Source organism: Solibacillus sp. FSL K6-4121 (assembly GCF_038002585.1).
GTDB lineage: Bacteria > Bacillota > Bacilli > Bacillales_A > Planococcaceae > Solibacillus > Solibacillus faecavium.
The window spans coordinates 895948-922524 of the sequence record NZ_JBBOCS010000002.1; the positions used below are offsets into that span (position 1 = coordinate 895948).

Consider the following 26577-nt stretch of genomic DNA (forward strand, 5'->3'; position numbering starts at 1 on the left):
CTTTTAAACTACCGGCAGCTCAAATAGCTCTCTTTTTGTAATTGTAAATTGATCCATAAAACGTATTACGTTTAATTTCCGATCAGTATAGGTCGCTTCATGCTGTTCTAGGTATCCCCGCATGCTTTTAATAATCATAGTCTCAATGAGGACAAGTTTTTTCGGATAATGCTCATAAGTTGCAAAGCGATCATTAAATAGTTGCTTCGAGCTGTTTTCAAATTTCATGTAAAAATCGCTTTCTTCTTTCGGTATGGAACTGAGAAGCTCGCTTAAAATATCCATAAACAGATTTACTGTGAGAACAGCTGCCATTAAAGCATTGGTATAGGAACCGATTGTCGTTTTCTTCAATCGTTTAAATTTCGCACTGATCAGGACTTCATTTAGCATAAAATTCCTTAATAAATAGTGGAGCGCATGCTCGGAATTTATAATCGGAACTTCCTCGAAGTAATAGTAAACCCATAAATCACTTAAACTAAAATTCGCGAATGATAAGGAATGGAAGTCTGGGTGAATTAAGTGATAAAAGTAATCATAGTATTCAAGTCTTGAAAATTGGTTCCGCTGTTGCTCATTTAAAAGAAATAAAGAGTTGGATGCTTCAAAATATTTCAACTATATATCACCTCATCAATTATTTTATTCCATTATAATAGGTTTTTACCAAAAAAGTGAAATTTATTCCTAAAAAAAAGACATACCAGAAAGTAATAAACTTTCTAGTATGCCATATAATTAATACGCTAAACCGAATAGCGCTTTAATATGTGTCATATAACGAACATTTGAAGCTTCTTTCATCAGTGAAGCTGGTAATCCTACTAGTTGCGTATTGTTAGCACCAATTGTAGCGATACCGTCTTTACGTCCTAAAGAACCTAAAGTACCAGAGTTTGTAAATTTGAATTCTTTTAAATCTGCGCCTTTAATTTGAGCGAAGATGTTATAGCCTGCTACTTCACCTTGCTGCCATGCAACTTGTGCTGTTGGTGCATAAGTTGGACGGTCGCCCGGGTTAGGAATATGTGCTGAAGCATCACCGATTACAAATACTTCTGGGTGAGAAGTTGATTGTAGGAAATCGTTGATTGTCGCTTTACCGCGATCTGCTGCTAAACCAGATTCACCTACGATTGGAAGTGGTGCAACCCCACCAGTCCATACTAATGTATTAGCTACGATTGGCTCACGGTCTTTTAACTGAATTACATTTCCTTCTACACCTGTAACAGGAGTTGACGTGATAAATTCAACACCACGTTTTTGTAATGAAGTTGTCGCACGGTCGATTAAGTTATCCGGGAATACTGGTAAAATTTTTGGACCTGCTTCAACTAGCTTGATTTTTAGGTCTTCGAATTGTACACCGTATTTTTCCGCTACTTTCGGGAAGTGGTCAACGATTTCACCTACAAGCTCAACACCTGTTAAACCGCCACCGCCGATAACGATTGTCGCGTCTGCTTCATCTTTAGTTTTAGCGTATTCTTTAATACGAGCTTCAATATGCTCGCGAATAGCGTTTGCTTCATCAACAGATTTTAATACGAAAGAGTTTTCCTCTAAGCCTGGGATACCGAAGAATCCAGTTTGGCTTCCTAAAGCAACTACTAACGTATCATATTGTAAAGTTTTGCCGTTTGAAAGTGCTACTTCTTTATTATTTACATTAAAGCTGTTCACTTTAGCGATTTCAAGGTTAATATCTAAGCCTTTGAAGATTTTTTCAAGTGATAAAGATACAGCGCCTTCTTTAATTGTTCCACCTGCAAGACGGTGTAATTCTGTAATAATTTGATGTGTTGGGAATTGGTTTACGACTGTAATACGCGCTTCATTCGTAGTTAAAAATTTGCGAGCTGTTTGAGCAGCTAATACACCGGCAAACCCAGCACCTAAAATAACGATTTCTTTAGTTACCATGATCAATATCCTCCAATAAATAGATTATGCAATTATTTCGTTTCTTTACGTTCAGCTGCTACTTGTAAAAATGCATTTGCAAAACGTAATGCCCCTTGTACTTGAGGGTCTTTCAACATTTTTAATAAGCCAAATACGCCTACTGTTTCATTGCTTACTTCAGCACGGTCTTTCGCTTCAATTGCAGTTTGAGCAATAGATTTTGCTGTTCCTACTACTGGGCTTGCCATTTCAGTAACTGCAGCTACTGTATCATTTTTTAGCGTTTCATCTGTTGCAACACTTGATGCGAAATCATACGCTTTTGTTAATAAAGTTGTCATTTCAGCTAATTTCGGTAAATTATCTACCAAAGTAGTCAATGAAGCCTGTACCTCTGGCTTTAATAGTTGGTCTAATACGTCTAATTGCTCTTGTGTAACAGACACTTTTTCTACCTGCTGATTATTCATTTCTGACATAATAACTCTCCTTTGCCAACACCAATATTTTTTCTAACGAAAGTTCATACTTATTTGTAATTCCTTTCACATACCCATTCATTAAGCAACGATAGCACAAAGAATCACTTGTTACAATTAGAAAAATGAAATAAAATTAGGAAAAATAAAATAATCGAATATTCTGTAATTTGAACCGATTAAAAACTTTTATTTTTATGTATTTTAAGAGATATTCTGTGATTTTTCGGGTTGAATTATTCTTTTATATTTTATTTTAATGAAGTATTTTTTTGCGATAATTTTTTTAGGTAAATAAATTTATGCAGTAATTAATAAGAAGAAACTTATAAAAGCGGAGTGCTACAACTTAGAAATACTTGCGCAAAGATCTTAATCCAAACCGGAAATGAGGCGGAACAATGTATTATAAAGAGTTATATGTATCCAATGAAAGTAAACCGTTCCCTGCGACGATTCGAAATTATCGGGAAGAGGATTTCGCTGAATTAATCCGCATTCAAAAAGAATGTTTCCCCCCTCCATTCCCCGAAGAATTATGGTGGAATACGGAGCAATTAAAAAATCATACTGTGCTATTTCCAGAAGGTGCATTGTGTATTGAAGTAGAAGGTAAACTTGCTGGCTCTATGACAGCCTTGCTTGTCGACTTTGATATGAATGCACCGCACCATACATGGGAGGAAATAACAGACAACGGTTATATTAGAAATCACAATCAAAACGGCAATACACTTTATGTAGTCGATATTTGTGTAAGTCCTGTTTATCGAAAGTTAGGCTTAGGAAAATGGCTCATGTTATCGATGTATGACATAGTCGTCTATCTCAAGCTGGAAAGATTATTAGGAGGAAGTCGCATGCCCGGCTACCATCGTTATGAAAAGGACATGACACCGGAACTATACGTTCAGTCCGTAGTAAACGGCGATATACAGGATTCTGTCATTACGGTGTTTTAATGGAGTGGAGAAATCCGTTTAAATAGGTGAATTACTTGAACTATTTTTTAGTGTTACTTATCATCTCGACTCTGTTTCCAAAAGGATCTCTAAACTCAAAACGTTCAAAAATGGGAATAGGCACTGATTCTAATATTTTTATATCATTTTCAATCAATACTTCTTTCCAATAGGATACATCTTCTACCTCATATGCTAAATGGGCTTTCGTTGATAATCTGTCAAAACCATCTTCTGTTCCTACATGAACTTGTGTACTACCAACTTGTAACCAAAAGCCCCCTCTTCCTTGAAGCGAATCTGGCTTTTGAATTTCTTCTAAACGTAAGACATGGCAATAAAAATTCTTTCCTTCTTCTTCGGCGCCTTTTGGTATCGTAATTTGCGCATGATGTAATCCAAGAATCATATTTATCCCCCTAAGTATTAAGACTGTAATTTTATTATATGTAATATGGTATATAAATAAAATTATGGGTTATTTATGAAAATCCATAACTATTTCTTATCGGATTGTGAATGCCCTCCTAAAATAAGGGGAAACTTTACCGTTATTTGAAGGTGATAGCTCATTTTAGATTAAATAAGGGAACGTTTGAGGTTAGGTTAGTATGAAAAATGGACACGTCTTAAGAGACACTTTAAGATAAAGATATCTAAAAAAGGACGTGGAACCGATGAAAGAAAAACAAACTCGAAAGCGATTAGACGCACAAACAAAAGAATACATTTTAAAATCCGTTTTAGAGGAGGGCGTAAAAGTCTCCGACCTGGCATTTAAATTTGAAATTGGTACTTCAACGATTCATAAATGGATTAAAGATTATCGTGATGCCAAAAGTGAAGATATTACACGTTACATCACATCAAGCGAATTGGAAAAAGTTCAGGCAGCTTATGAGAAGAAAGTGCGTGATCTGGAAGAAGAGAATGCCATTCTAAAAAAGGCTATGCACATCTTTGCGAAAAACCCCGAGTGATTTATGCATTTATGGAAAAGCATAAACACAAATTTAGAATTGCGAAGATGTGCACGATATTAAAGGTTTCCAAAAGTGGATATTATGAATGGCGTAAAATGCAAAACCAGCCTTTATCTGAAAAGGAAGTACGCGATACAGAGCTCACCCAGCAGATACATAAATCTTACGCGAAAAGTTTTGGAACATATGGTAGTCCTCGTATTGCTCAAGATTTAGCAAATTGGGGCTATGTCTGCTCACAAAAGAAAATCGCTAATATGATGCGGGATTTAGGATTAAGCGCTGTGTTCCCTAAGTCTGTGCAACGAACAACAGATTCAAATCATAAGCAATTTATTTATCCGAATATAGTAAACCGAGAATTTCATGTCTTAGAAAAAAACAAAGTATGGGTCGCAGACATTACCTATATCCGAACGTTAGAAGGCTGGGTGTATCTCGCGTCCATCATGGATTTATATTCCCGAAAAATTGTGGGTTGGGCGATTGCGGATCATATGGAAGAAACATTGGTTGAAGAAGCATTAAAGCATGCTTTATCCGTTCGAAAACCGACAAAAGGATTAATCCATCACTCCGATCGTGGCGCACAATATTGCGCCAATGGTTATACAAAACTATTAAAAGAACAAGGGATTCAAATTAGCATGAGTCGTAAAGGGGATCCTTATGACAATGCGTGTATTGAATCATTCCATGCGACGATAAAAAAAGAATGGATATATCGTCACCGATTTCAAACCAAAAATGAAGCAAGAAAGAGTGTGGAAGCTTATATAGTGAAGTTTTACAATGAGCGTCGACGTCATTCCACACTTGGCTATTTATCACCGAATCAATTTGAGAGAAATCAGCAGGAGCGCTTTTTACAAAGTGCCTCTTAAAGTTCTCTTATAGGGTTTTCATCACCACATGCCCAGACCTGGGGATGTGGTGATGAAAAGCAGAGCAACCGAAGGGCGGTAGCAAAAAAAGTCTCTTAGCCCGTGTCCGGAATATTGACAGAAGACCATTCATTCCGCTATTTAGCGCATTACACACTTCAATCTCCCACCTGCATCTCCAAGCAGAACAGAATTCATTAGAAAATCTTATTTTTCTGCAATCTATAATTAATCTCACCATCAAGTTCAGCAGTTTTATTTATTCATCACATTTTCTATTTCATTTTCCCATTAACTAGTCCTAGAAGTCATTGACTCGGAATAAAATGCAAGGAAATCATTTTCTTGGGGGGCTATTCATGAATTCTATTTTGACGTATGTCTTTTTAGGCATATCTATGGCTGCAACAATTGGACCTGTTAAAACCGTTTTAATAAATACGGGTTTGAAAAACGGTTTTTTTCATGCCTGGTTTTTTAGTCTCGGTGCCATAGTAACCGATGTCATCTATATGTTTGTTGTTTATTTTGGGATTGGACAATTTATTGAATCGGAATTATTAAAAACGATACTTTGGTCTTTCGGCTGTTTTGTCCTTTTGTATACAGGTATAGAAAATCTTCTATCGCTACATAAAATTGAGATGGATTCAAATACCAAAAAAAGAACACGTCTTAGACAATCGATTATGTCCGGTTTCTTCATGTCGCTGCTAAACCCGCTAACGATTCTTTTCTGGCTTGGGATATATGGCTCCATCCTTGCAAAAAATGCTGGGTCAACTACAATCTATCAAATCATAATTCTTAGTATTGCTATTTTAGTTGGTATTATTTTAGTGGATTTTCTAATGTCCTTTTTCTCCAGTGTTGCACGAAAATTATTATCCACGAGGCTTTTGAAAATCGTTTCCTTCATTTCAGCCATATTAATGATCGTATTCGGACTATACTTCGGCAAGATGGCTTTTGAACTGTTATTTTAACGCATTTGGACAACACTTATCCGCATAGAACTGATTCGTGAAACTATGTAAAATAATGCTACGCATAAAAAGACCACGAAAGGAAACCATACCTTTATAAATAAACAAATTAGTCGAGGTGTGGTAATGGACAAAAGTAAGGCTCAAGTTAGTGTCATGTGTATTGTCAGTTTAACTTCAATTCCTCTTATCATGACACTGGGAAATTCCATGCTTATACCGGTGCTTCCGATACTTGAGGATAAGGTCGGGATTACATCATTCCAATCAAGCATGATTATTACAAGCTATTCTATTGCAGCAATTTTCCTTATACCTGTAGCAGGTTATTTATCAGACCGATTTGGAAGGAAAATGGTAATATTACCTAGTTTAATCCTCGCTTTAATCGGTGGTCTTATTGCCGGGTTTGCTTCCTGGAAAATGGATGACCCGTACATGATGATCATTATTGGTAGGGTTATTCAAGGGATCGGTGCGGCAGGAGCAATGCCGATCGTTATGCCCCTTGTAGGTGACCTATATCAGGATGATGATGAAAAAATAAGTTCGACATTAGGAATAATTGAAACCTCTAATACGTTCGGTAAAGTGTTGAGCCCCATTTTAGGTTCAATATTTGCAGCAGTTTTATGGTTTCTGCCCTTCTTCTCTATTTCAGCGCTTAGTTTAATTTCTATTTTACTTATCTTTTTCTTTGTAAAAGTCCCTAAAGAAAAAGATGAACCTTTAAAGTTCAAGGAATTTTTAAGTAATACAAAGGAAGTTTTCAAAGAGAAAGGAAAATGGTTGTATACCATTTTTTTAAATGGTGTACTCGTTATGCTGATATTATTCAGTATGTTATTTTTCTTATCCGACAACCTCGAAAAAGTTCATGATATAAAAGGTGTTAAGAAAGGTTTTGTACTAGCTATCCCACTTTTACTATTGTGTATTTCTTCTTATGTTTCTGGTCGTAAAATTAAAGGCGACTTGAAAAGAATGAAAAAAATAATTGTTATTTCGTTAATTGCCATGTCTACAAGCATTGTTTTCGTAGGTTATACAAGCAAAAAACTCATTCTTTTGCTCGTAGTAACAAGTATAGTCGGAATCGCCATTGGTGCCCTCTTGCCTGCACTTGACACAATTATTACAGATAACATCAACAAAGAATTAAGAGGCACAGTTTCTTCTTTCTATAGCTCAGCGAGATTTATCGGTGTTGCAGCCGGCCCCCCTATTATGTCACTCGTCATGAAAGACTATCTCAATGTCAGCTATATTGTGGCAGGTGTATTAGGATTCATACTGTTATTTGTTGTCTTCAAATGCATCAATGTCGAGGAAATCGAGAAATCCAAAAAAGCAACATAAAAAAATAAGGACCTGACAGCTTTTGCGGCTGGAACGGTCCTTAAAATTATTGAGATTTCAAACTGAACAGAATAAGGGAAATGCCTGCAAAAAGGCATATTATCCTAGTCAATGAAATTTTCTCTGCCAGACCTAGTAGAGCTAGTCCAGTCGTAACGATTAGAACAACCGGACCTACTAAGGCTAACATTGTATTGATATAAAAGGCCTTTTCCAAATCATTGAATTTAAACATTAAAGCAGCAGCCGTCAATTCAATACTTCCTGAAATAAGTCTTAAAATAATGATAATAAGAAGCGCCTTTTCAATAAATGGAACCACATCCCCTGCTATTATTCATTCATAACATATGCAGCAAACCTCGAATTTATATTAACTTGAGACCATTCTCTTTCAAACAGCATCTTCCTATACCAATGAGCATTAATCTCACTTCACAATTACATATATTTCATATATCGTGTACAAATAATTCTCTTAAAATATAAAAATTTCTCGTTAATATAATAAAATAATTAATTCATTTAATTCCAATTAATGTTAAAATATTAGCGGGTAAAGCCAATATTATCCATCAATAGGGTGCCCTTATAAATATTCGTTTTAGCCATTCATCATGGAGAAAGAAGGTACAGTAGTTATGTTCAAAAATTGGACGTTATTCGAAAAGGCTTGGTTAGTCGTTTCAACAGTCATCATCCTCATTCTTAGTATTTTATGGGATGATACGCTTCTAGGAACGATTTCATCTATAGCCGGCATTATTTGTGTTGTATTAGCAGCGAAAGGGAAAATTGGAACATATGTAGTCGGTGTTGTTCAATGTTCGACATACGGTTACATTGCTTACGGCTATGGATTATATGGAGAATCCATGCTGAATCTGTTATTCTATTTACCTATTCAATTTATCGGATTTTACTTATGGTTTAAAAATAAGAAATCCCCTGATGAAGCTGCATACGGGGAAGAAATTTATGCGAAACGGTTAACAACGAAACAATGGCTTTATACAGGAGCGGGAATAATTGTTGCCTATATTTCCTACTCGCTATTTTTATCAAGAATTGGCGCAAACTTGGCGGGTCTTGATGGTTTGGCCGTTGTCTTATCGGTAGTAGCTCAAATTTTAATGATTATGCGTTACGCTGAACAATGGATTTTATGGATTGTCGTCAATGTCATTACGATTGCTTTGTGGGCGATTATTTTAGTACAACAAGGCGGTAATGATTGGACAGTATTTGTCATGTGGTGTGCATTTTTAGTTAACTCAATTTACGGGTATATTAACTGGATTAAAATTAGCAAGGCGCAAGGAGCTGTATAAAATTGAACTTCGGTGTACCAATCAGCGAATATAAAAATAAAAAAATCGGTTTATATGGCGGTAAGTTTCTACCATTCCACAAAGGACATTTAAACTGTATTTTTGAAGCGCAGTCTCTCGTAGATATTTTGTTCGTTGTCGTTGGTTATGATGATGTCTATGATAAAAGCTTATGTGAGAATACAGGCTTTGAATGGGTATCGAGTCGTGTCCGTGAACGCTGGATTACGAAAGAATTGAAGAATTTTAAGAATATACGTGTGATTTCGCAATATGAAAAGCGCTCGGATGATTACATGAATGATGATTCCATTTTTGATTCGCACAAAGAGCTGCTATCTAAAATTGGCGGCAAAGTGGATGTAGTGTTCAGCAGTGAGCACGAATACGAGGAGTATTTTGCAAAATACTTACCTCAAGCAAGGCATCACATTATTGATACTGAAAGATCAGCATTCAACATTTCTGCAACGGAAATTAGAAAAAACGGTATTTTTAATTCTTGGAATTTCTTACCGCCCGCTGTTCGTGAACATTATGTAAAACGTATTGCTATTTGCGGCATTGAATCAGTCGGTAAGTCGCATCTTACTAAAATGTTGGCAAAGCACTTCGAAACTAATCATTTGGAAGAGTATGGTCGTTTATATTATGACGAAATCAATGGGTACGCCGATATATCTGAGCCATCGGACTATGCTGACATTGCAGCAGGTCATGTCCATCTGATGAATGAGGCCAGCAAAAAGTCTAATAAAGTGTTGATGGTGGATACCGATTTAGTTTATACACAATTTTTCCATTTCATGGAGACCGGTGAGTATCACAAATTGGTTGATACGATGCTAAAATTGAAAGTAGAGAAAATCGATGAATATATCTTTATTGAACCCCACAACTTCCATGAGCTGGACGGCACACGCAGACCGGTTACGGATGTAGAGCGACAGAAGCGTAATCATCTCCTAAAATCGATATATGAAATGTATGGCATTACACTGAAAATTGTCGATGAAGTAGATCGAAATAAACGGTTTAATCAATGTAAGGAGATCGTAAGAAGCAGTATAACGGGGCATTCATAAGTTTTACGCGGATTTTTACATTTCAACAACGGCTACTCCCCCGTAGTCGCTTGTTGAAATGTTTTAGTGAAGCAAAATAAGCGGAGATTTTTCCGTTATTTGTTGATTGGAGCCGTTATCGTGCGGAAATAAGGGAACGTTTTACCTTTATTTGAATTAAAAGCGCTCATTTTTTTGTATTTTGATTGAATAAGTGAAATTCCTACCGTTATTTTGACCGTTTTTTATTTTATTTTCTGAATAAGGGAAATTTCTCCCTCTATTTCATCAGCTACCACCCCAGCCGGTATGAACAGCGCCTCTTAATGTACATGCATATCTGGGTCAGTGCATCCCTTCCCGTAGTCGCTTGTTGAAATATTTTAGTAAAGAAAATAAGCGGAGATTCTCGTGTTATTTGTTGTCTGGAGCCGTTATAGAGCGAAAATAAGGGGAGGTTTTCCGTTTATTTGAATTAAAAACTTTCATTTTTCTATTTTTTGAACGAATAAGCGGAATTTCTACCGTTATTTTGGCCTTTTCTTAATTTATTTTCTGAATAAGGGGAATTTCTCCGTCTATTTCATCAGTTACTTGCCCAGCCTTAATGGAAATGTAAATTATTTAACTGCTATCCAAATTGTCCATCTGTCTTTTTCCACGATGTTTTGATCAGACGAGATTGCCTCATCTATATACTCAATTAATAATTTTAATTCCTCATCTGTTAGTTCATGTAATATACTTCTTCCTGTTCTCTCACTTAAGTCTTTTAGTAATTGCGCTTTATTTGTATATTCCTTTCTAGTTTCCCATAACTTAATTTCCTGAACCTCTGTAAATCCAACATCCGTAAGTGTTTTTATGACAAATTCACTGCTGTATCTCCGTTTTATCTCGCTCTCAATTAATTGCGGAAACCGTTCAAAAAAATATCCCCTTATATGACTCGGATCTCCCTTTAATAAACAATCTTCCGGTGTCCGGTCCTGGACGATATAATTTCCTTTTTCAAGCAACAGTCTATAGGCCTCTTTGAAGCACATTTGTAAATCCTGTATATGATGGATTAACGCTCTTTCCAAAATTAAATTGTATTCGTTACTTTCTAAATCAGTTTGTAGTGCATTCCCTAGTCTGAATGAAATGTTTGGATACTCGGCACAATTTTCTCTAGCAGCTTTCAGTATTTCCTCTGAATAGTCGACCCCTGTAACAGACATTACGCCCATGTCAGATAACGCTTTCGAGTAAATCCCCCCACCGCAACCTATATCCAATGCTTTAGGAATATTATTAAAATTTACTAACTCCTCCAAAGCATGAATCCATGAACTATCTGCCTTTCGAGTTGAATAAGAATATCTATTTTTTTCATTATGAAAATCAATCCCCACTATAATCCCCCCTTCATAACGCCAATATGAATGAAAGTCACTTTTTCAATAAATTTACTTTCCTCCGTTGTTTTACTTCAGACTTAATTTTAATCCTTCATGTGTTGCATTAAAGCCCAACTGTTCATAAAACCTTAACGCATCCGGTCTTCTTTTATCTGTCGTCAGCTGGACCAAGTGACATTCTCGTTGTTCTGCACGTTGGATTGCCCAATTAATTAGCTTAGACCCAACACCTTGCCCTCGTACAGAAGCTGCTGTTCTGACTCCTTCAATTGTCGCTCTCCATCCACCTTGATGAGTTATATACGGAGTAAAAGTAATTTGTAGGACGCCAATCACCTCATCGCCATCACAAGCCACAACTAATTCATTATTCGGATCTATTGAAATCGCATCAAATGCTTTTCTGTAACTAAGAGGAAGTGGATCTTCATAGCGCTCTCGTTTACTGCCTAATAAATCATCCGCAAGCAAGCCCACGATTCTTTCTAAATCCTTTTCAGTAGCCAGTCTAAACTTTAATTCAGTTTCCATTGAAATCCCCCTTATTAATCTTCTGTACGTATAATACTTCCACAAAAAAAGCGCTGAATCCTTCTCGGACCAACGCACTAAAGAGTATTCGTACTTATTGAATTCCAGATATTAAAATTAAATCATAATTAAAGAAAGTGTAAATGCCGCGCTCCATACACATCCTAAAACCTTTTGATTATGTATATTTCTCCCGGCCTTTAATTTTTCCAAGAGCTGAACTATGTTAAGAAACCATAATACCGAAAATACAATAGGTACTAAAAGAAATAAATCTTCAAATTTCTGTCTCCTTTCGTTATGAATAATTAAATTTTTCATTAGTTGACGATGAAACTATGGTTAACGCTTGTAGTCGGGCTGTTCCAACTTAATAGGATTCGGATTACTGAGTACCCATTGCACCGCCAGTTCGCATAGTCTTTCAACTTCATTACTCCCATTTCCTTTAGGAAGGTCTTTTACTAACGCTTTAGCCTCCAAAAGTTTAGCCGGGGGTAATGGCGTGCCTAAGCTAAAGTAATGATCTAAATGGTTAAGCATTTTACGAAATTGATTATCCCAGTTGACCCCACCATTATCCAATATTTCATAAGATACTTTACCGGTAATACGTATCACCTCACCCTGTACAGTTTTCGCATGCCCCTCGGAAGGAATTAATAAATCCCAGAGTTCATTATGCTGCGCCTGCCATCCTTTTGCTGTAACGGTTATTGGAGAGGAGCCATCGTGAGTTATCCGTTTCTCTACTGGAAGAACATCAAATAGTGCATATAGATGTATAAGTGCCTCTTCTGTTTGATTCAAAAATTCCGGATTAAAGCCTTCTCTGTAAAATTCAAACTCATTTCCAATTCGCTTAATAGAGTCTTTCATTTTCTGCGTTTTAGTTGCTCCAGCTTTAAGCAAGATGTCAGCAACTTTCGCCATATTGACGATATCTATGTTTCTACATACCGACAAAGCTTTTTCTAAAGGCGTCTGTCTCATCTTATTTTCTGCACTGATATTTGCACCTTTGGCAACTAATGTGGAAACTGCATTTGGATTAAATGAACTAGCTGCGGCAAATAAAGGTGTTTCGTTTTGATAATCCATCGCTTCTATATGGGCACCTAACTCTAGAAGCAATTCTGTATTACCGCGCCAGCTTTTTACATGGTTATGTAGGGCCGTTCTACCGTAACTATCACTAGCATTGATATCCGCACCCTGTTCTAAAAGCCAGCGAACCAATTCATCCGGTATATTGAAAAAGCTCAAAGCAGTTGATTTACTGTAACCGCCACGGGCATCTAATTCGCAATGCACAAATACTTCTTTTAATGCTGATATATCGCCCATTTTAATTAGTTCATCAAAATTTTTCGGTAAAGTTTTTTTCTTCTTTCCCATTTTGGCTACTCTCCTAGCAAATCATTTTTCAAAAAATGCTACACCCTTATAACTTAACGGTGTCCATCTTTCCTTGCTTGTATATAACCATTATCTACGCAAGTGCCATGCGTAGATAAATCCTTCACTTCCAATCCACATGTTTCATAAAATTTAAAGTTATTTGCTGAAGTGTGTGCAAACCAATCCCCGTGAGGCAGTTTTTGAATACATAATTCAACAAGCTTTTTGCCAATGCCTTTACCACGATATTCTGACAAAACGACTAAATCCATAATATTAGCTGCCATTATTTGATCGGATATTATTCTAACCATTCCAATCATCCGATCATTATCCCATACAGTAAATGCCCAAGTTGAATTTTTAAAGATTAGCGAGTATTTTTCTTTTTGCCACGAAGGAATATTTTTTGCCCATCCAGCATCTTTAAACAAGGATTCAACATCGTCAGCAGGAACTCCTTCAGTACCTTCTCTAATTACTAAGCCATTAAAATATTGATACATACGATCTCTCCTTTGATTAAATAGTTATTATTCTACAACTTTTGCCAATGTTCAGTCATTTCATCGTAAAAAAATAATTACTTGTGTATTGTTTGAAATGGCACATTGTACTTGAGGACCCCAGTAAAATAAACGTTCTTGATAGATTCCGCAAGGTGAAAGAACTTTTAATTGTGAATGTTCATCTTCTCGTGCTAAACAAATCACACGATACAATACGAAGACGCATTTCTTCTTCAGAAATGCGTCCGATTGTGGAATAGTATATTGATAAACTTAGTTATTTATTAAAATGACTTTTCAAAACAAACACATTGGTGAATACGTTTATTATTTTTAAATTGGTCAATATCTTTCCCAACATAATGGGTAAAAGCATTAACTAAATATAGATTGGGCGTGTTACTTTGAATTTTATGATTCATTTCATCTCCTTCAAAGTAAACGTGGTAATAGGAATCCACCATTTTAAATTCCATTTTTTCATACCAGTTTTGAACCCATAGATCATCTCTTGTCCATGCTTCAAAACGATTTAAATTCATTCTTTTAGCTTTAGTTTCAGCAGCATGAAGTAGTTGTTGCCCTATTCCTTGTCGAGAGTAATCCGGATGAACAGCAATGTGCCAAATCATTCCACCTAACCCTTCTCCTCTTGAGCAAACTGTTCGTTCTTCTTTTTCATACTCTACATCGATAAGTCCAACGATTTGACCATCTAACTCTGCGACTAGCTCAATGGCAGGGTTTTTATAGTATTCTTTCTTGTTTAGAACATTATCAAAATAGGCTATCTGTAAAAATGCAAGTGTTCGGCATCTCACCCAACCAGTTTCATCGTTAACTCTATAGTCTCTAATAATCACTTTGACCTCCGGATTTTAGGAACCACGTAGTTTATAGGGGAATTATACGCCCATCCCTTAAAATAGATTAACCCCGTTAAATTTGTTCATGATTTTCATAATATACCGCCTCCCTTTACTAATAATTATTCAAATTTTATCAGATTTTTCCAAAACATACACTAATAAAATTGGGCGGTTTTGCTAGATCATTTATTTTTTTAAGCATTATTTATCTAAATGTAAAAATTTATCAGCTTAATTAAAAACTATCCAACGGCAATACTGGCTCATTATCACTATATCTTGAGTAAGACCAACCTTCATTCGAAACTTCTGTACATAATTTATCCGTACAGTTAAAAATATAAGTTTGCTTTTCAGTTTGGACAGATATTTCATAAAGATAAATAGAAGATGGATCAGAAACATTAAATCGGTTTACTCCTTGTTTAATTGCATAAACAGTTTCCCTAGATGCAATTTCTTGATACTGCTCATTTTGAATTACCATTTTAGTCATTTCCCCTAAAATCACTTGGTCATCCAAGTTCGCTGTATATGTACTTTTGATAAAACTAGTAATCCCCAAAAATAAATTTAATATTACGCTAATGAATAATAGGATAAAAATTAGCTTTGTTTTTTTCTGCATAAATGCCCTCACTTTGTAAATTATTTTAATTACATACCTGACATTCCGGCTATAATTATAAAAGTAGTCCATAAAAACCCAGTTCCTAACGCCAAAATCGATAATGTTCTAAGTGAAATAAGTAAAGAAGAAAAGTATTGTTGATCACCTTCTCTTTTTTTAAAAGAAAGCGCAAAGAACACAATCCCTAATAATCCAATTAGATATGTAAATGTAACACCCACCCAAAACCAAGTTAATCCATTACCCCAATAAGCCATCTGCTGAAATTTAATGCTGAGATAGAATACCCCAATCGCACATACTAATGACATGAACGTATACAATATTTGTTTATTCACACTTATTTTCAATAAAATACACCTACGATCCCTATAAAACTTTTGTAGCAAGTAACCTCCCACAAAACCTTTTATACTTTTAGTGTAATTATACACTTTATGAGTCATTTTTCAATAACACTTATATAAATGGCATTCTCTCTTAAATAAAAAAAGCACCTTCCTTATAAAAGGAAAGCGCATTAATATAGTCGGAGGATTATGCCTTATTCTACAAATGTTCTTTTATATCTAGTACAAATTGTGCAACTAAAGAATAAACATTAAAAAGGTATCAGCTATTAAGTACCTTTTGTTTTCAGGTTCACCCTTCGACCAAATAACCAGCCGCGTATAGGGCATTTAAATTCTCTTGGTGCTTTTCTACATTTCCTTTTTTCGCTATTACCACTTCTCCGAAATACGGTTTTCGATACAGATATACGAATGTAGAACCACACTTACTAATATAGGCATTTTTATAAATATCTAAGTGATACCCTAACTTATTCAACAGCCGACCATCTACAAAATCATTCACTTGCAACATATTTAGTACCAACATGCCCAGTTCCCCCATTCTTTGTTCAATTTCCACAATCTAGATGTATTCGCAAATCGTTTATCAGCGAAAACAGATTCCTAATAAAGGATTACGTTGCGGAATATCATATGCATTTAATAGCTTTGCAATACCTTTCAAAATTTGATGTTATTGCATTGTTGATTTTATCGAGCTATTATAAACAGCCTCTATATCCATACCCATTTTTTACAGAAAATAGGCACCCCCTTATCATAGCCCTCTGCAACAAGAATGGAATCGTCTTTTTGAAATATACAAATAACCAGTGCTCTTATTATTCCTTTTTTCATTGTAATCCTCCAAAACATTAATCAATAATCTTTAGTTGTTTCGATTCACTTACAAATAATTCCTCCTTCTATTCCACTTAATCGACAATTAAAAAAAATGAGCGCGATTCCTTTTACAGAATCGCACCCTCATATTGGATAAGAATTATCATTCTAAAACCTTTAATTTCAGGCAAAAACTACTTATTTACAGGAAATACAATTGGATCAATTTCGTATGGGTCCATTACAGGTACCAATGGTCTATTTCCATCACTGTCTGATTTTCCAACTGTTAAAACATGAATGGTTGGTGTAATGGTGATGGACTTTGCTCTATTATCAAAATCACCTAGAGTTAATCTAGGAAAGCTTACATTACCGGGAAAATCAGTACTATGACCAGAATCTCGATAGTGAATGAAATTTTGTTTATTTCCTAAATCATCTGTTACATTATATTCAATAAGTACACCTCGGAATTCATCATCTTCCTTCGAAACCAGACGTTCGTCTACTAATTCCGATAAATAAAATGTACTTGAGATAGGCGTTTCAGTCATTTTTAGAAGTGTAATTGTTACCCCAGTGTCTTCAGTGTTGTAACCGGCTCCGATTAAATTTTCCGATTCGCTTTCTAAGGCTTGTAAAGCGAATTGATAAGACCATTTTCCGGAATGTAGTTGTTTCCCATTATTCAAATTTCTAACTGCGTTCCCATCCCAAGAAACATTTATTTTACTTGGCTTAGGACCTTTGATTAATTCATATACATAAAGAACGGCATACTCATTCTCACCAATTTTTTTAGTTAAATAGTTTTCAGAGTATCCATTATGTTCATACGCTCCATTAAATTCTTCTACTATGAAATCCCCTTCTAAAATTGGTCTTTCTCCTAGATCCTTTTCACTTTCAATTGTATATGCTATCGTTACATTTTCACCGTCATAAACTGCATCTGTTAAGGTAATATTTATACCATTACTTTCTTTTGCAATACCTATATCAGTCGAATAATTGCTATACTCTTCAAAAACATAACGATTATCTTCATTAAACAATTCAAAAACACTACCGATAATTGGTAACTTGGCAGCATAGGTTGGAAATGCAATACTTAAAGTGAAACTAGAAGCTAACAAGAGGGATGCAGCAACGGCTATATTTCTGAATAAGTAATTTTTCTTTTTGCCTTTCAAAACATTTCTTTTAATTCTAGCCTTTTCCAATTCATCTACATCCATAGGTTCAATGTCCATTTCGATTTTTAAATCGTTTAATTTACGATAAAATTTTTTCAAGAGAAAACGCCCCCTAAACGTAATTGTTGAAGTCTTTTTTTACCACGATATAAGCGATTATCAACGGCTGCCTTTGTTAAGCCAAGCTGATGAGCAATTTCTTCATTTTTCATATTTAAAAAGTATTTCATAATGAAAATGTCATGATCTACCTGATCCAATTTTTCCATAAGTATTAATAATTCATCTAGCATGTACTTAGAGAAAAATTCATCCTCTGCCGATTTCACTTCCGAACCATTCACGGTTAATTCGACAACCTTTGGTGAATTTAATGATCTCCTTTGTATATCAATCGCTTTAAATTTGGCAATTGTACAAATCCACTTACTAAAATCCTCTTGGTCACCTTTAAACTGCTTTGCATTTTCAAATGCTCCTAGAAACGTATCGCTTATACATTCTTCAATAAGCTGCGGGTCCTGGAAGGATATTAACGCATTATATATAATCGCTTTCACAATTCCGATATATTGGTCAATTACAAATTCAAGTGCATCTTCTCTTCCCTTCTTAAAATACTTGATAAAGTTCTCACTCGTCATCTTCATACAATTAACTCCTTTGTCTTTGTAAGGGCCCTACACTTAATACATCGTATAAAACTAAAATAATTCTCATTATTCTAAATTATTTATTTATAAAAAACTGAAAAGGAGAGAGATATCGGGCAATGAAAAACACTTTCCTTATTTCTAGGAAAGTGCATGATTATTGACCATTAGATTCAGCGTGCGACATGCAACTCAAGCGTTACAATGAAACCGTCCCACCAAATATCATTGTATGTATTAAAAGAATCGTATGTAATAAGACTCAACGGAATTCGTCCGAGACTGTCCTTCTTCTATAAATCGAATTTTAATTTAACTATCTCGGCAACTTCTTCTGCACTTAAATTTGTATTGTTAATCTTGATATAATTTTGGAATGGAATTTCACCTTCTAAAGAATTTAGTCTATGTTTCTCCATGGTGCTTTTCAAGTCATTCTCAGACCATTCAAGGTCTCTTTTTTTAGGTTTGTGCTCCAGCCTATTTGGTGTTTTATTGCGATCAAGTCTCTCGTTCAAGTCAGCTTCCAATTCTACATAGTAAATAGTGCCTCCTCTGGACTCAAAAAGCTGGGAATGCCGCTTTACATACTCCCAATCCGACTCCTGATCAAACAACCAGACGTAAGTAAAGATCATTCCATATAGATCACTTTTCGAAAACTCTTCAAAAATCTCCTGACGAAATAAATTTACTAATCTTTTCCCTTCTTTTGTACTATAATCAAAAAAATGAGTAACTAAATCAATCGTCATATGGTTATGAAACAGCTTCAAATCTGTTATTTTAGCTAGCTCCTGCCCAACTGTCATTTTACCAACTGCCTGTGGTCCAAATATGTGAACAAGTTTCATAAACTTCCTCCTAATTAATATTTAATAACTTTAGTATTGGCTCTTTCAGCTCCAAACAATAGTCATTTAATAATTAAATTGTAATATTTTCATCTGTTACGTAAATCACTTTTTCATTCGCCAAAGCGACACTTAAGATACGATAATCATCATTTACCCAATTCGCTTCAAACAATAGTACTACGTATCTTTTTTCTTCCGTGCCACCTAGTTCTTCTTTCATTACTTTATTATAGAGATTTGAATCCGCAACTACTCTATGAAGTTCTGTTTGTAAAGCAATTTCAAAAAGCTCGGTATTTTCTATGACATCTTTAGTAATTTCGAAATATTTAAAACTCGCTGTATAGTCAGTGTCGTCATGACATTCATTCTGATATTCAATGATAGACTGTATTATATCTGGGGTTATTCTATCTAATTTTTCTATAAAAGATTGATATGCTCGACAATGTTCCTCGTTTATTTCATCATCAAAAGTTATTTTCACCTTTTTTTCTAATCCTGAAAACTTTATCAGTCCAATTGCTTCGTATTCCTCAAATTCATTTATCTCTAACTCTCCGAATATAGGGTGCAACAAATCCATAAATAAGTTTCCTCCTTAACACGAATAGATGTTTCTAAAATTAAGCTTGTGAAATATTACGATGGATATTATATTTCAACTTTGACATCATGATTTGAAAAAGGATTGAACTTTAAAAGAAACTTCTCTCGGTTTTACATTAAAAGACGATAACATGTTTATATCTATCCAAATAGGTAAATATATTCCTCTTGTTCTCTCTTTGTCTGTATATTCCTCCCCTTGTCCCGTTCCAAATGTTCCATTAATGATTTCAGATAAGAAAAAGTATTGCGTTCCATTATATTCGATTTTTGCTAGACACTCATTGACCATTACTTCTACGCCCAATTCTTCAAATGCTTCTCTTTTAGCTGCTTCTTCTGGTGTTTCGCCCTTTTCAATTCCACCACCAGGAAAAACATAATAAACAGAGCCATCTCTAATTCTTTTTATTAACCCAACCTTATCATTTTCTATTATTACTACTGAACCTCTATCCCGCATATCCGTAACCTCTTTTCATTCAATTCTAAAAAAATCCCTATCCTTAAATGAAAACAAGCAAGTGATGTTGCTCTCTATGTAATTACAACTACTAATGTTTAATTTGGGGACGTTATTTTATTTTCATGATTAAGTTTCTGTGCTTCCCATTCTTCTCGCAAGATGCCCATTCTAATAGAATCATAATATTCCCCATCATAATAACGAACTTTACGAATACGGGCTTCTAATTGCATACCTAATTTTTCACCTACACGAATCATCCGTTCATTTCCAGACCATGTAGTGAAGCCAACGCGAACTAAAGGCATCGAATTAAATAAATGATCAATCCACAGTTTTAAAGTACGGGTACCAAGCCCTTTTCCCCAGTCTCCACCTTCGTAAAAAAGGATACCCATCTCTAACCATTTTGATGGTTCATGTTCCCAGTAATAAGAAACAGTTCCACACAATATACCATCAACCTCAATTACCCAAACGTTTGATTGATTCACCCAACCTCTACCGATGGGTAAAAATTCATCGAATGATTTTGTTTCGTGAGGATAATAAGGAGCATTCCATTTTTTCCATTCTGGCTTTTCTTCATTGTATTCCAATTCCCAAATACGAGGTAAATCCACTTCTTCTATCGGTCGAATGATTAAGTTTTGATCTTTATACAAGTTAAATTTCCTCTTTTCTTATATATTTGTTCTTCACTTATGTATTAAAGAGAAATCCCCTCTATATTCCACATTATACCATTTTTATTTCTTGGTCCATAGTGAATTAGAGTGGTTGGTGATGGGGGAAACGCGATTGAATTGCGTAATGAGATAAATAGAGGAATGAATTTCCGCTATTTTTAAAAAAATATAAAAAATAGTAAAAATAAGGGAAATAAATTCCGTTATTGACCTAAAAAACATGAAATTTCATGATTTTATTGAAAATAACGGTAAAACCTACCCTTATTTAGCTTAAGAACAAGCTACATCATTCAAATAACGGTAAAATCTTCCCTTATTTTGGCGGAGACTATTAAAAAGCAAAAAACCCCAAAACATTTCGGGGCCCTATGCTTCTTTAAGAATGCACTCTATTCGGTTTATCATTCTTAAACCCTTTTAGTGGTCAGAAAGGTATGGTCAAACGCCATCTAAAACAGTTAACAGCGCAATTGTTATACAGGACATCATTATTGTAAATGAACCCGTCATTAAGTAAACATTTACGTGAAAATCCTTATCGTTACGGGATTTATCGATTATTAGGGCCAAGTTTAAGCAAAAAATAATCGCTAAAACTGGTGTACCATATACAGCCATATAAATAAAAAACATTGTGACCTCCAAATTGCTATGTAATATTTTACAATTGTAGCATAATAAAAGCTCACCTAATGATTAAGTGAGCTTTTTTATTTGCTTTACTTCATTTTCCACGATAGGCGATATGTGTACTACTCTTTCACCTCAATAGGTTCATTTGTACCTTTCTCTTCTCTTTTTTTGTGATAAAGGATAGCTGTGACTAGTATAATTGCCGATGCAATCCATATTGCTTTATATTCTAAGGAGATACTAAAGTAGGTTCCAATTAAAGCTCCTCCGATAAAGGAAAGAATGATGGCAGAAAAACCTATAAATTTCTTCATGGCTTCCTTATCATGATTTGCAAATGCTTCATAGGAGGCTGAAGAGGCTGTACGTAAATTCCCTGTCGTAATAGTTGAGTTATAGCTCCACTTCCCCAGCTTATTAAAGGTCGCAATTTGTAACGAGGACACAAATGCAACACTAATCGTAATAATCATATTAGGAACACTTCCCGGTAACCAACCGACGATAAATAAAATCACACATTCCAACGCCAGAACAGATCGTCTATGCATATCCAGGCGGTCTTTCATATGCTCGGCAACTAATACACCCGCTATAAAAGCCACGAATGGTGGGATATTTTGAAGTGCTCCATTATATTCCGGACTCGCAGCCCGCACTGCAAACAAGACTGTATTTCCGGTTTGTGCTGTCGCAAATACACCGTCTCTGGTGATATACGTATAAGCATCCAAATATCCCCCGACTAGAGCCAGTATCATACCCATAACTAAAGAATTCGGTGCTAATGAGTACCACCTTTTCGTTTTATCCTTCATTTACTTTATCTCCTCACACAAAATGCTCTAATAATATTGGGCAGGCTGAACAACATTATTATTTAATTGGCATTATTCCACATGCAGGTGCTAATTATTCGAAATAGAGTTATTAACTAAATCAAATAATTATTAAGTGCAAACTATGCTGATGACAGTATTTAATATACCGTTCATCGTGTGTTCATAATTAGCCTATATACTAACGCTATCAACAATATTAGGAGGCAATTTTATGAATTTAGCATGGAAAGAAATAAAGAAAAATAAAAGCAAATTCTTCATCTTCGGACTAATTGTCCTTTTAATTAGCTTACTGACATTTATGATTGCAGGGTTAGCAAACGGATTATCTCAAGATAATGCAGGACTAATTAAAGAGCTACCAGATGGACAGTTTTATATGACAACCGAGGCAGAAGATAACTACGCCCTATCAAGAATATCAAGTACACAGCAAAAGAAGCTTCTTAAAAAGTATCCAAATGCTACGGCCCTTTCAATACAAATGGGTATGTTCCACAATGCTGAAGGTAAGCAGCAGAGTGTGGCCTTTGTAACAACAACCGAATCCGATATCTTCCCTAAGGTCGCTGCAGGTGAAATGATTGTAGATAGTTCTTTAAAAGAAGAAGGGTTTAAAATTGGTGATATTTTAACAAGTAATCAATTTAGTGGTCAGTGGGAAATTGTTGGTTTCTCCGAACAAACCAAATTTAATCACGCAGCTGTAGCCTTTATTCATCAAGAGGATTTCACAGAAATGTACCGGACAACTGATCTTCAACTACTGTATTTAGCAAATGAAGAGGTAAAAACGATTGATGGCTTAACTATGTATTCGAACAAAGATTTTTTAAATACGATTCCTAGTTATTCTGCTGAACAGCTTTCGCTTAACATGATTATTTGGTTTTTAGTTGTGATTAGTGGCATGCTCTTTGCAATTTTCTTTTATATGATGAACGTACAAAAAATTGGTTTATATGGAATTTTGAAAGCAATCGGAGTAAAAACAAGCACATTATTTATCATGATGTGGACGCAAATGCTCCTTATTTCAGCAATTGCTTTAAGCACTTCCCTTTTGTTAAGCCAATTATTTCAAAACTTTGCTCCACAAGGTATGCCCTTCCATTTAACACTGAATACGACCTTATTATTTGCTGCAATATTTTTAATCATTGGCTTTTTCGGAGCAACATTATCAGGGCTTCAAATTAAAAAAGTTCAACCTTTACAAGCAATTCAGCAAGGAGAGATATAATATGAGTTTTTTTACTATACAGCAACTAGAAAAATCATTCCCTATCGGAGAAACAAATGAAATGATTTTAAAAGGCATTGACCTGTCACTTCATAAAGGTGAAATCACAGCACTTATCGGAGCTTCTGGGTCAGGGAAAAGTACTTTATTAACAATTGCCGCTGGGTTACAATCTGCGTCAAATGGACATATTTATTTTAATGAGCAAGACCTAACAAGCCTTTCTCAGGAACAGCTTCGCCAAATGCGGGCCGAACAATTTGGCTTCGTATTTCAGTTTGCACACTTAGTACCGTTTCTTACAGCAGAAGAGCAGTTATTATTAATGTTAGATGTTGCAAATAAGAAAAAAAATAAAAAGGATGTCGCTCGTGTATTAGAACTTGTAGGCATGACACATCGAAAAACAGCGTATCCTTCTTCACTTTCTGGTGGTGAAAAACAAAGAATTGCAATTGCTCGTGCCATCATTCATGAACCAAAAATATTATTTGCAGATGAACCGACAGCTAGTCTTGATTCAAAACGTTCCAGAGAAGTTATGATGCTTCTTCAAAGTTTAACAAAAACATTAAACTTAACAACCTTACTTGTAACACATGATGAAGAAATGCTTCGTTATGTTGATAAAACTGTACACATGAGAGATGGTAAAATTCTGGTTGAACAGCTAGCATAAAATAGATTTCAAAAATAATTATTTAAAATAGCGCAGCTTATGCTGCGCTATTTTAAATAGAAGTTAGGAGTTTAAGCGATGACTACCATTTTAGTTGTTGATGATGATCCGCATGTACGCGACGTCATTACAATTTACTTTTCTAAGATGGGCTATCAAGTCCTGAATGCAAAGAATGGTATGGAGGCACTTCAGCTGTTGAAGACGCATACGATTACAATTGCAATTGTTGATGTGATGATGCCCTATTTAGACGGCTATGAGCTTACTAAAGCTATTCGCAACTATTATAATCTCCCTGTCATTTTATTAACGGCCAAGGGACAACTTGAAGATAAGGAAAAAGGGTATGTAGCTGGAACGGATGATTATGTCGTAAAGCCTGTAGATCCAAAAGAATTACAGTTTCGTGTAGAAGCGCTCCTTCGTCGTTACGAAGCAACTACACCTTCAGCGACTTCCCATTTAGGTCCACTTACAATTTTATATAAAAGCTATGAAGTCATTATTAATGAACGTACATTATTGCTACCTTTAAAGGAATTTGAGCTATTGGCCTTTTTAGTCAAACATGCTACACAAGTGCTAACACGCGAACAAATAATTGAGGAAGTATGGGGTATTGATTATAGTGGTGATGAACGGACGGTTGATGTACATATTAAGCGATTACGTGCACGACTCTTAAAATTAACACCGCGAATCCAAATTAAAACCGTTCGTGGTATTGGCTACTCCATAGAGGAAATTCAATGAGATCATTATATGCAAAATTTGTCATAACAACGGTTGTCATTATGGTATTCAGCAGCATATTGGCCTTCTTTTTATCCAATCTGTATTATCAACAGTCCTTAAAGCCTCAAAATGATGAGAAGACAACACTACTTGCTGTAGAATTGGCAAATTATATTGAAACTCATCCAGAACTAGAGTTGCACGAGTATTTACAGCACTCAGCATTACTCGGGTACCATATTATGGTTTTTGACCGTGAATTGCAATCTACTACATTTCAGGATCCATTTCGTGACACATTTATTGAAGATGCAACAATTCAGAAGGTTCTAGATGGTACTATTTATCATGGGATTTTACAATTTCCCCATCAAACATTTGTGACTGGGTTTTTTGCAAATGAATTAAAAAACTCAATTGGTGTGCCACTTCAGTATCAGGGTGAGACTTACGCATTATTTGTAAGAACGAATATAAAGTTGTTATTTAATGAAATGCACTTTTTATTTGCCACAATATTATTATTAATGATTATCCTTAGCATATTACTTGTTTTATTATGTACGAAGTTAATTGTTAAACCGATTACAAAGTTAACTGAAGCTACCACTTCTATTGCAAAGGGACAATACGATATTAAGCTAGATATTAGAAGACTTGATGAACTCGGACGATTGTCACAAAGCTTTATGCAAATGTCAAAACAGCTTTCACAAGTTGATGAGAAACGTAAAGAATTCATCGCTAATATTTCACACGATTTCCAATCACCTCTCTCAAATATTAAAGGCTATGTCACATTAATTGAAAAAGAGCATCCAATAAATCAAAAATATATTAGTACAATCCATCATGAAATTACTCGACTGTCGACTATGACGAATCAACTTTTACAGCTCACAACGCTCGATCAGCAAGACCTGCCTTTAAAGGCTAAATTATTTTCAGTAAGCAAACAAATCAAACAGCTTCTGCAGCATTATGAATGGCAAATTCAACAAAAAAATTTAATGCTTAGCTATTCTCTACCTGAAGTACAGATCTATGCAGATGCTGGATTGTTATATGCGGTGTGGGATAATTTACTATCAAATGCGATAAAATATACAAATGAGTTCGGATCCATTGATATTGAACTTATTGAACAGCCAGATACTGTAACTATTACATTTGAAGATAATGGCATTGGGATTAGTGAACACGACCAACAGCAAATTTTTGATCGCTTTTATCGGGCTGATTCATCACGTACACGCACGATTGAAGGTATAGGATTAGGGTTATCAATAGTAAAGAGTGTATTAACACTGCATAATGGAACCATTCATTTTACAAGTAAACCAGGAGTTGGGACAACCGTGACAGTGACCGTGCCAAAAACCATCAAGTGAATACTAAATGCTCAGCCTCCTCCTAATCCTTAAGATTAGGAAGAGGCTGATTCTGTACTCAGAAATGAGTAATATTCTCGATGAAATCATTTTA

The 26577-nt window shown here is 35.2% G+C and carries 32 protein-coding genes and 2 pseudogenes; 11 read left to right on the forward strand and 23 right to left on the reverse strand.

From position 1 onward, the window contains the following. Positions 1–3: 3 nt before the first annotated feature. From MHH95_RS13940 to MHH95_RS13950, 3 genes are all read right to left on the reverse strand, one after another. Positions 4–621 (reverse strand): serine protease, encoded by a 618-nt coding sequence (locus tag MHH95_RS13940; protein WP_340728062.1) that lies wholly within the window; start codon positions 619–621, stop codon positions 4–6. A 120-nt stretch (positions 622–741) separates the two neighbouring features. Continuing rightward, on the reverse strand, positions 742–1929 hold the full coding sequence (locus MHH95_RS13945; protein WP_339212301.1) for an NAD(P)/FAD-dependent oxidoreductase: 1188 nt from the start codon (positions 1927–1929) through the stop codon (positions 742–744). A gap of 32 nt (positions 1930–1961) precedes the next feature. Then, positions 1962–2390 (reverse strand): DUF1641 domain-containing protein, encoded by a 429-nt coding sequence (locus MHH95_RS13950; RefSeq protein ID WP_191698805.1) that lies wholly within the window; start codon positions 2388–2390, stop codon positions 1962–1964. 401 nt (positions 2391–2791) lie between these two features. On the opposite strand from MHH95_RS13950, the pseudogene MHH95_RS13955 reads away from it, so the two are divergent. Further along, a pseudogene (locus MHH95_RS13955) lies at positions 2792–3343 on the forward strand (GNAT family N-acetyltransferase); the annotation flags it as partial. A 49-nt stretch (positions 3344–3392) separates the two neighbouring features. On the opposite strand, the gene MHH95_RS13960 reads toward MHH95_RS13955, so the two are convergent. Next, the gene (locus MHH95_RS13960; RefSeq protein ID WP_340728063.1) at positions 3393–3761 is read right to left on the reverse strand and encodes a VOC family protein; all 369 of its coding nucleotides are present in this window, start codon (positions 3759–3761) and stop codon (positions 3393–3395) included. 268 nt (positions 3762–4029) lie between these two features. On the opposite strand from MHH95_RS13960, the gene MHH95_RS13965 reads away from it, so the two are divergent. The 4 genes from MHH95_RS13965 (at position 4030) to MHH95_RS13980 (ending at position 7564) form a co-directional block, all read left to right on the forward strand. Further along, positions 4030–4332, forward strand: a complete 303-nt coding sequence (locus MHH95_RS13965; protein ID WP_340728064.1) for a transposase — start codon at positions 4030–4032, stop codon at positions 4330–4332. Positions 4333–4343: 11 nt separating this feature from the next. Beyond that, positions 4344–5219 carry an IS3 family transposase gene (locus MHH95_RS13970; protein WP_340728065.1) on the forward strand — a complete coding sequence of 292 codons (876 nt, stop codon included), beginning with the start codon at positions 4344–4346 and terminating at the stop codon, positions 5217–5219. A gap of 359 nt (positions 5220–5578) precedes the next feature. After that, positions 5579–6205 (forward strand): LysE family translocator, encoded by a 627-nt coding sequence (locus MHH95_RS13975; protein ID WP_340728066.1) that lies wholly within the window; start codon positions 5579–5581, stop codon positions 6203–6205. A gap of 126 nt (positions 6206–6331) precedes the next feature. Further along, the gene (locus tag MHH95_RS13980) at positions 6332–7564 is read left to right on the forward strand and encodes an MFS transporter (RefSeq protein ID WP_340728067.1); all 1233 of its coding nucleotides are present in this window, start codon (positions 6332–6334) and stop codon (positions 7562–7564) included. Positions 7565–7610: 46 nt separating this feature from the next. On the opposite strand, the gene MHH95_RS13985 is transcribed toward MHH95_RS13980, so the two are convergent. Beyond that, positions 7611–7886 (reverse strand): YqhV family protein, encoded by a 276-nt coding sequence (locus MHH95_RS13985; protein WP_340728068.1) that lies wholly within the window; start codon positions 7884–7886, stop codon positions 7611–7613. Between the two features lie 295 nt (positions 7887–8181). On the opposite strand from MHH95_RS13985, the gene pnuC reads away from it, so the two are divergent. After that, a complete protein-coding gene (gene pnuC, locus MHH95_RS13990; protein WP_340728069.1) occupies positions 8182–8895 on the forward strand; it encodes a nicotinamide riboside transporter PnuC in 714 nt (237 codons plus the stop codon). Positions 8896–8897: 2 nt separating this feature from the next. Beyond that, a complete protein-coding gene (gene nadR, locus MHH95_RS13995) occupies positions 8898–9980 on the forward strand; it encodes a multifunctional transcriptional regulator/nicotinamide-nucleotide adenylyltransferase/ribosylnicotinamide kinase NadR (protein ID WP_340728070.1) in 1083 nt (360 codons plus the stop codon). A 599-nt stretch (positions 9981–10579) separates the two neighbouring features. Here the strand turns inward: nadR and MHH95_RS14000 are convergent. From MHH95_RS14000 to MHH95_RS14085, 18 genes and pseudogenes are all read right to left on the reverse strand, one after another. Beyond that, positions 10580–11356, reverse strand: a complete 777-nt coding sequence (locus MHH95_RS14000; RefSeq protein WP_340728071.1) for a class I SAM-dependent methyltransferase — start codon at positions 11354–11356, stop codon at positions 10580–10582. Positions 11357–11428: 72 nt separating this feature from the next. Next, positions 11429–11893 (reverse strand): GNAT family N-acetyltransferase, encoded by a 465-nt coding sequence (locus MHH95_RS14005; RefSeq protein WP_340728072.1) that lies wholly within the window; start codon positions 11891–11893, stop codon positions 11429–11431. Between the two features lie 342 nt (positions 11894–12235). Continuing rightward, positions 12236–13291: an ankyrin repeat domain-containing protein gene (locus MHH95_RS14010; protein WP_340728073.1), complete on the reverse strand. Its 1056-nt coding sequence runs from the start codon at positions 13289–13291 to the stop codon at positions 12236–12238. A 53-nt stretch (positions 13292–13344) separates the two neighbouring features. Then, positions 13345–13800 (reverse strand): GNAT family N-acetyltransferase, encoded by a 456-nt coding sequence (locus tag MHH95_RS14015; protein WP_340728074.1) that lies wholly within the window; start codon positions 13798–13800, stop codon positions 13345–13347. Positions 13801–13860: 60 nt separating this feature from the next. Further along, a pseudogene (locus MHH95_RS14020) lies at positions 13861–14004 on the reverse strand (cytidine deaminase); the annotation flags it as partial. Positions 14005–14087: 83 nt separating this feature from the next. Further along, the gene (locus tag MHH95_RS14025) at positions 14088–14666 is read right to left on the reverse strand and encodes a GNAT family N-acetyltransferase (protein ID WP_340728075.1); all 579 of its coding nucleotides are present in this window, start codon (positions 14664–14666) and stop codon (positions 14088–14090) included. 241 nt (positions 14667–14907) lie between these two features. After that, positions 14908–15300: a hypothetical protein gene (locus MHH95_RS14030; RefSeq protein ID WP_340728076.1), complete on the reverse strand. Its 393-nt coding sequence runs from the start codon at positions 15298–15300 to the stop codon at positions 14908–14910. Positions 15301–15329: 29 nt separating this feature from the next. Beyond that, positions 15330–15641, reverse strand: a complete 312-nt coding sequence (locus MHH95_RS14035) for a hypothetical protein (protein WP_340728077.1) — start codon at positions 15639–15641, stop codon at positions 15330–15332. 304 nt (positions 15642–15945) lie between these two features. Beyond that, the gene (locus tag MHH95_RS14040) at positions 15946–16185 is read right to left on the reverse strand and encodes a hypothetical protein (protein WP_340728078.1); all 240 of its coding nucleotides are present in this window, start codon (positions 16183–16185) and stop codon (positions 15946–15948) included. Between the two features lie 188 nt (positions 16186–16373). Then, complete coding sequence (locus tag MHH95_RS14045) at positions 16374–16496, reverse strand: hypothetical protein (RefSeq protein WP_340728079.1); 123 nt, start codon at positions 16494–16496, stop codon at positions 16374–16376. A gap of 179 nt (positions 16497–16675) precedes the next feature. Beyond that, a complete protein-coding gene (locus MHH95_RS14050; protein ID WP_340728080.1) occupies positions 16676–17779 on the reverse strand; it encodes a DUF4179 domain-containing protein in 1104 nt (367 codons plus the stop codon). Next, a complete protein-coding gene (locus tag MHH95_RS14055; protein ID WP_340728081.1) occupies positions 17776–18330 on the reverse strand; it encodes a sigma-70 family RNA polymerase sigma factor in 555 nt (184 codons plus the stop codon). The genes MHH95_RS14050 and MHH95_RS14055 overlap by 4 nt, the downstream gene beginning before the upstream one ends. A gap of 296 nt (positions 18331–18626) precedes the next feature. After that, positions 18627–19187 carry an AAA family ATPase gene (locus MHH95_RS14060; RefSeq protein ID WP_340728082.1) on the reverse strand — a complete coding sequence of 187 codons (561 nt, stop codon included), beginning with the start codon at positions 19185–19187 and terminating at the stop codon, positions 18627–18629. A gap of 73 nt (positions 19188–19260) precedes the next feature. After that, entirely contained in the window at positions 19261–19776 is a 516-nt protein-coding gene (locus MHH95_RS14065) for a DUF6985 domain-containing protein (RefSeq protein ID WP_340728083.1), read from the reverse strand. An 87-nt stretch (positions 19777–19863) separates the two neighbouring features. Beyond that, a complete protein-coding gene (locus MHH95_RS14070) occupies positions 19864–20262 on the reverse strand; it encodes an NUDIX hydrolase (RefSeq protein ID WP_340728084.1) in 399 nt (132 codons plus the stop codon). Positions 20263–20360: 98 nt separating this feature from the next. Next, positions 20361–20930, reverse strand: coding sequence for a GNAT family N-acetyltransferase (locus MHH95_RS14075; protein WP_340728085.1), 570 nt, complete (start codon positions 20928–20930; stop codon positions 20361–20363). A 465-nt stretch (positions 20931–21395) separates the two neighbouring features. Then, positions 21396–21590, reverse strand: a complete 195-nt coding sequence (locus MHH95_RS14080; RefSeq protein ID WP_340728086.1) for a hypothetical protein — start codon at positions 21588–21590, stop codon at positions 21396–21398. Between the two features lie 119 nt (positions 21591–21709). Next, a complete protein-coding gene (locus MHH95_RS14085; protein WP_340728087.1) occupies positions 21710–22408 on the reverse strand; it encodes a YoaK family protein in 699 nt (232 codons plus the stop codon). A gap of 235 nt (positions 22409–22643) precedes the next feature. Here MHH95_RS14085 and MHH95_RS14090 point away from each other — a divergent pair, with 235 nt between their 5' ends. The 4 genes from MHH95_RS14090 (at position 22644) to MHH95_RS14105 (ending at position 26483) form a co-directional block, all read left to right on the forward strand. After that, positions 22644–23675 carry an ABC transporter permease gene (locus tag MHH95_RS14090; RefSeq protein ID WP_340728088.1) on the forward strand — a complete coding sequence of 344 codons (1032 nt, stop codon included), beginning with the start codon at positions 22644–22646 and terminating at the stop codon, positions 23673–23675. Between the two features lies 1 nt (position 23676). Beyond that, positions 23677–24354 carry an ABC transporter ATP-binding protein gene (locus MHH95_RS14095; RefSeq protein WP_340728089.1) on the forward strand — a complete coding sequence of 226 codons (678 nt, stop codon included), beginning with the start codon at positions 23677–23679 and terminating at the stop codon, positions 24352–24354. Between the two features lie 78 nt (positions 24355–24432). Next, complete coding sequence (locus MHH95_RS14100) at positions 24433–25110, forward strand: response regulator transcription factor (protein WP_340728090.1); 678 nt, start codon at positions 24433–24435, stop codon at positions 25108–25110. Next, complete coding sequence (locus MHH95_RS14105; RefSeq protein WP_340728091.1) at positions 25107–26483, forward strand: HAMP domain-containing sensor histidine kinase; 1377 nt, start codon at positions 25107–25109, stop codon at positions 26481–26483. Before MHH95_RS14100 ends, MHH95_RS14105 begins: the two co-directional genes overlap by 4 nt. Positions 26484–26577: the final 94 nt, after the last annotated feature.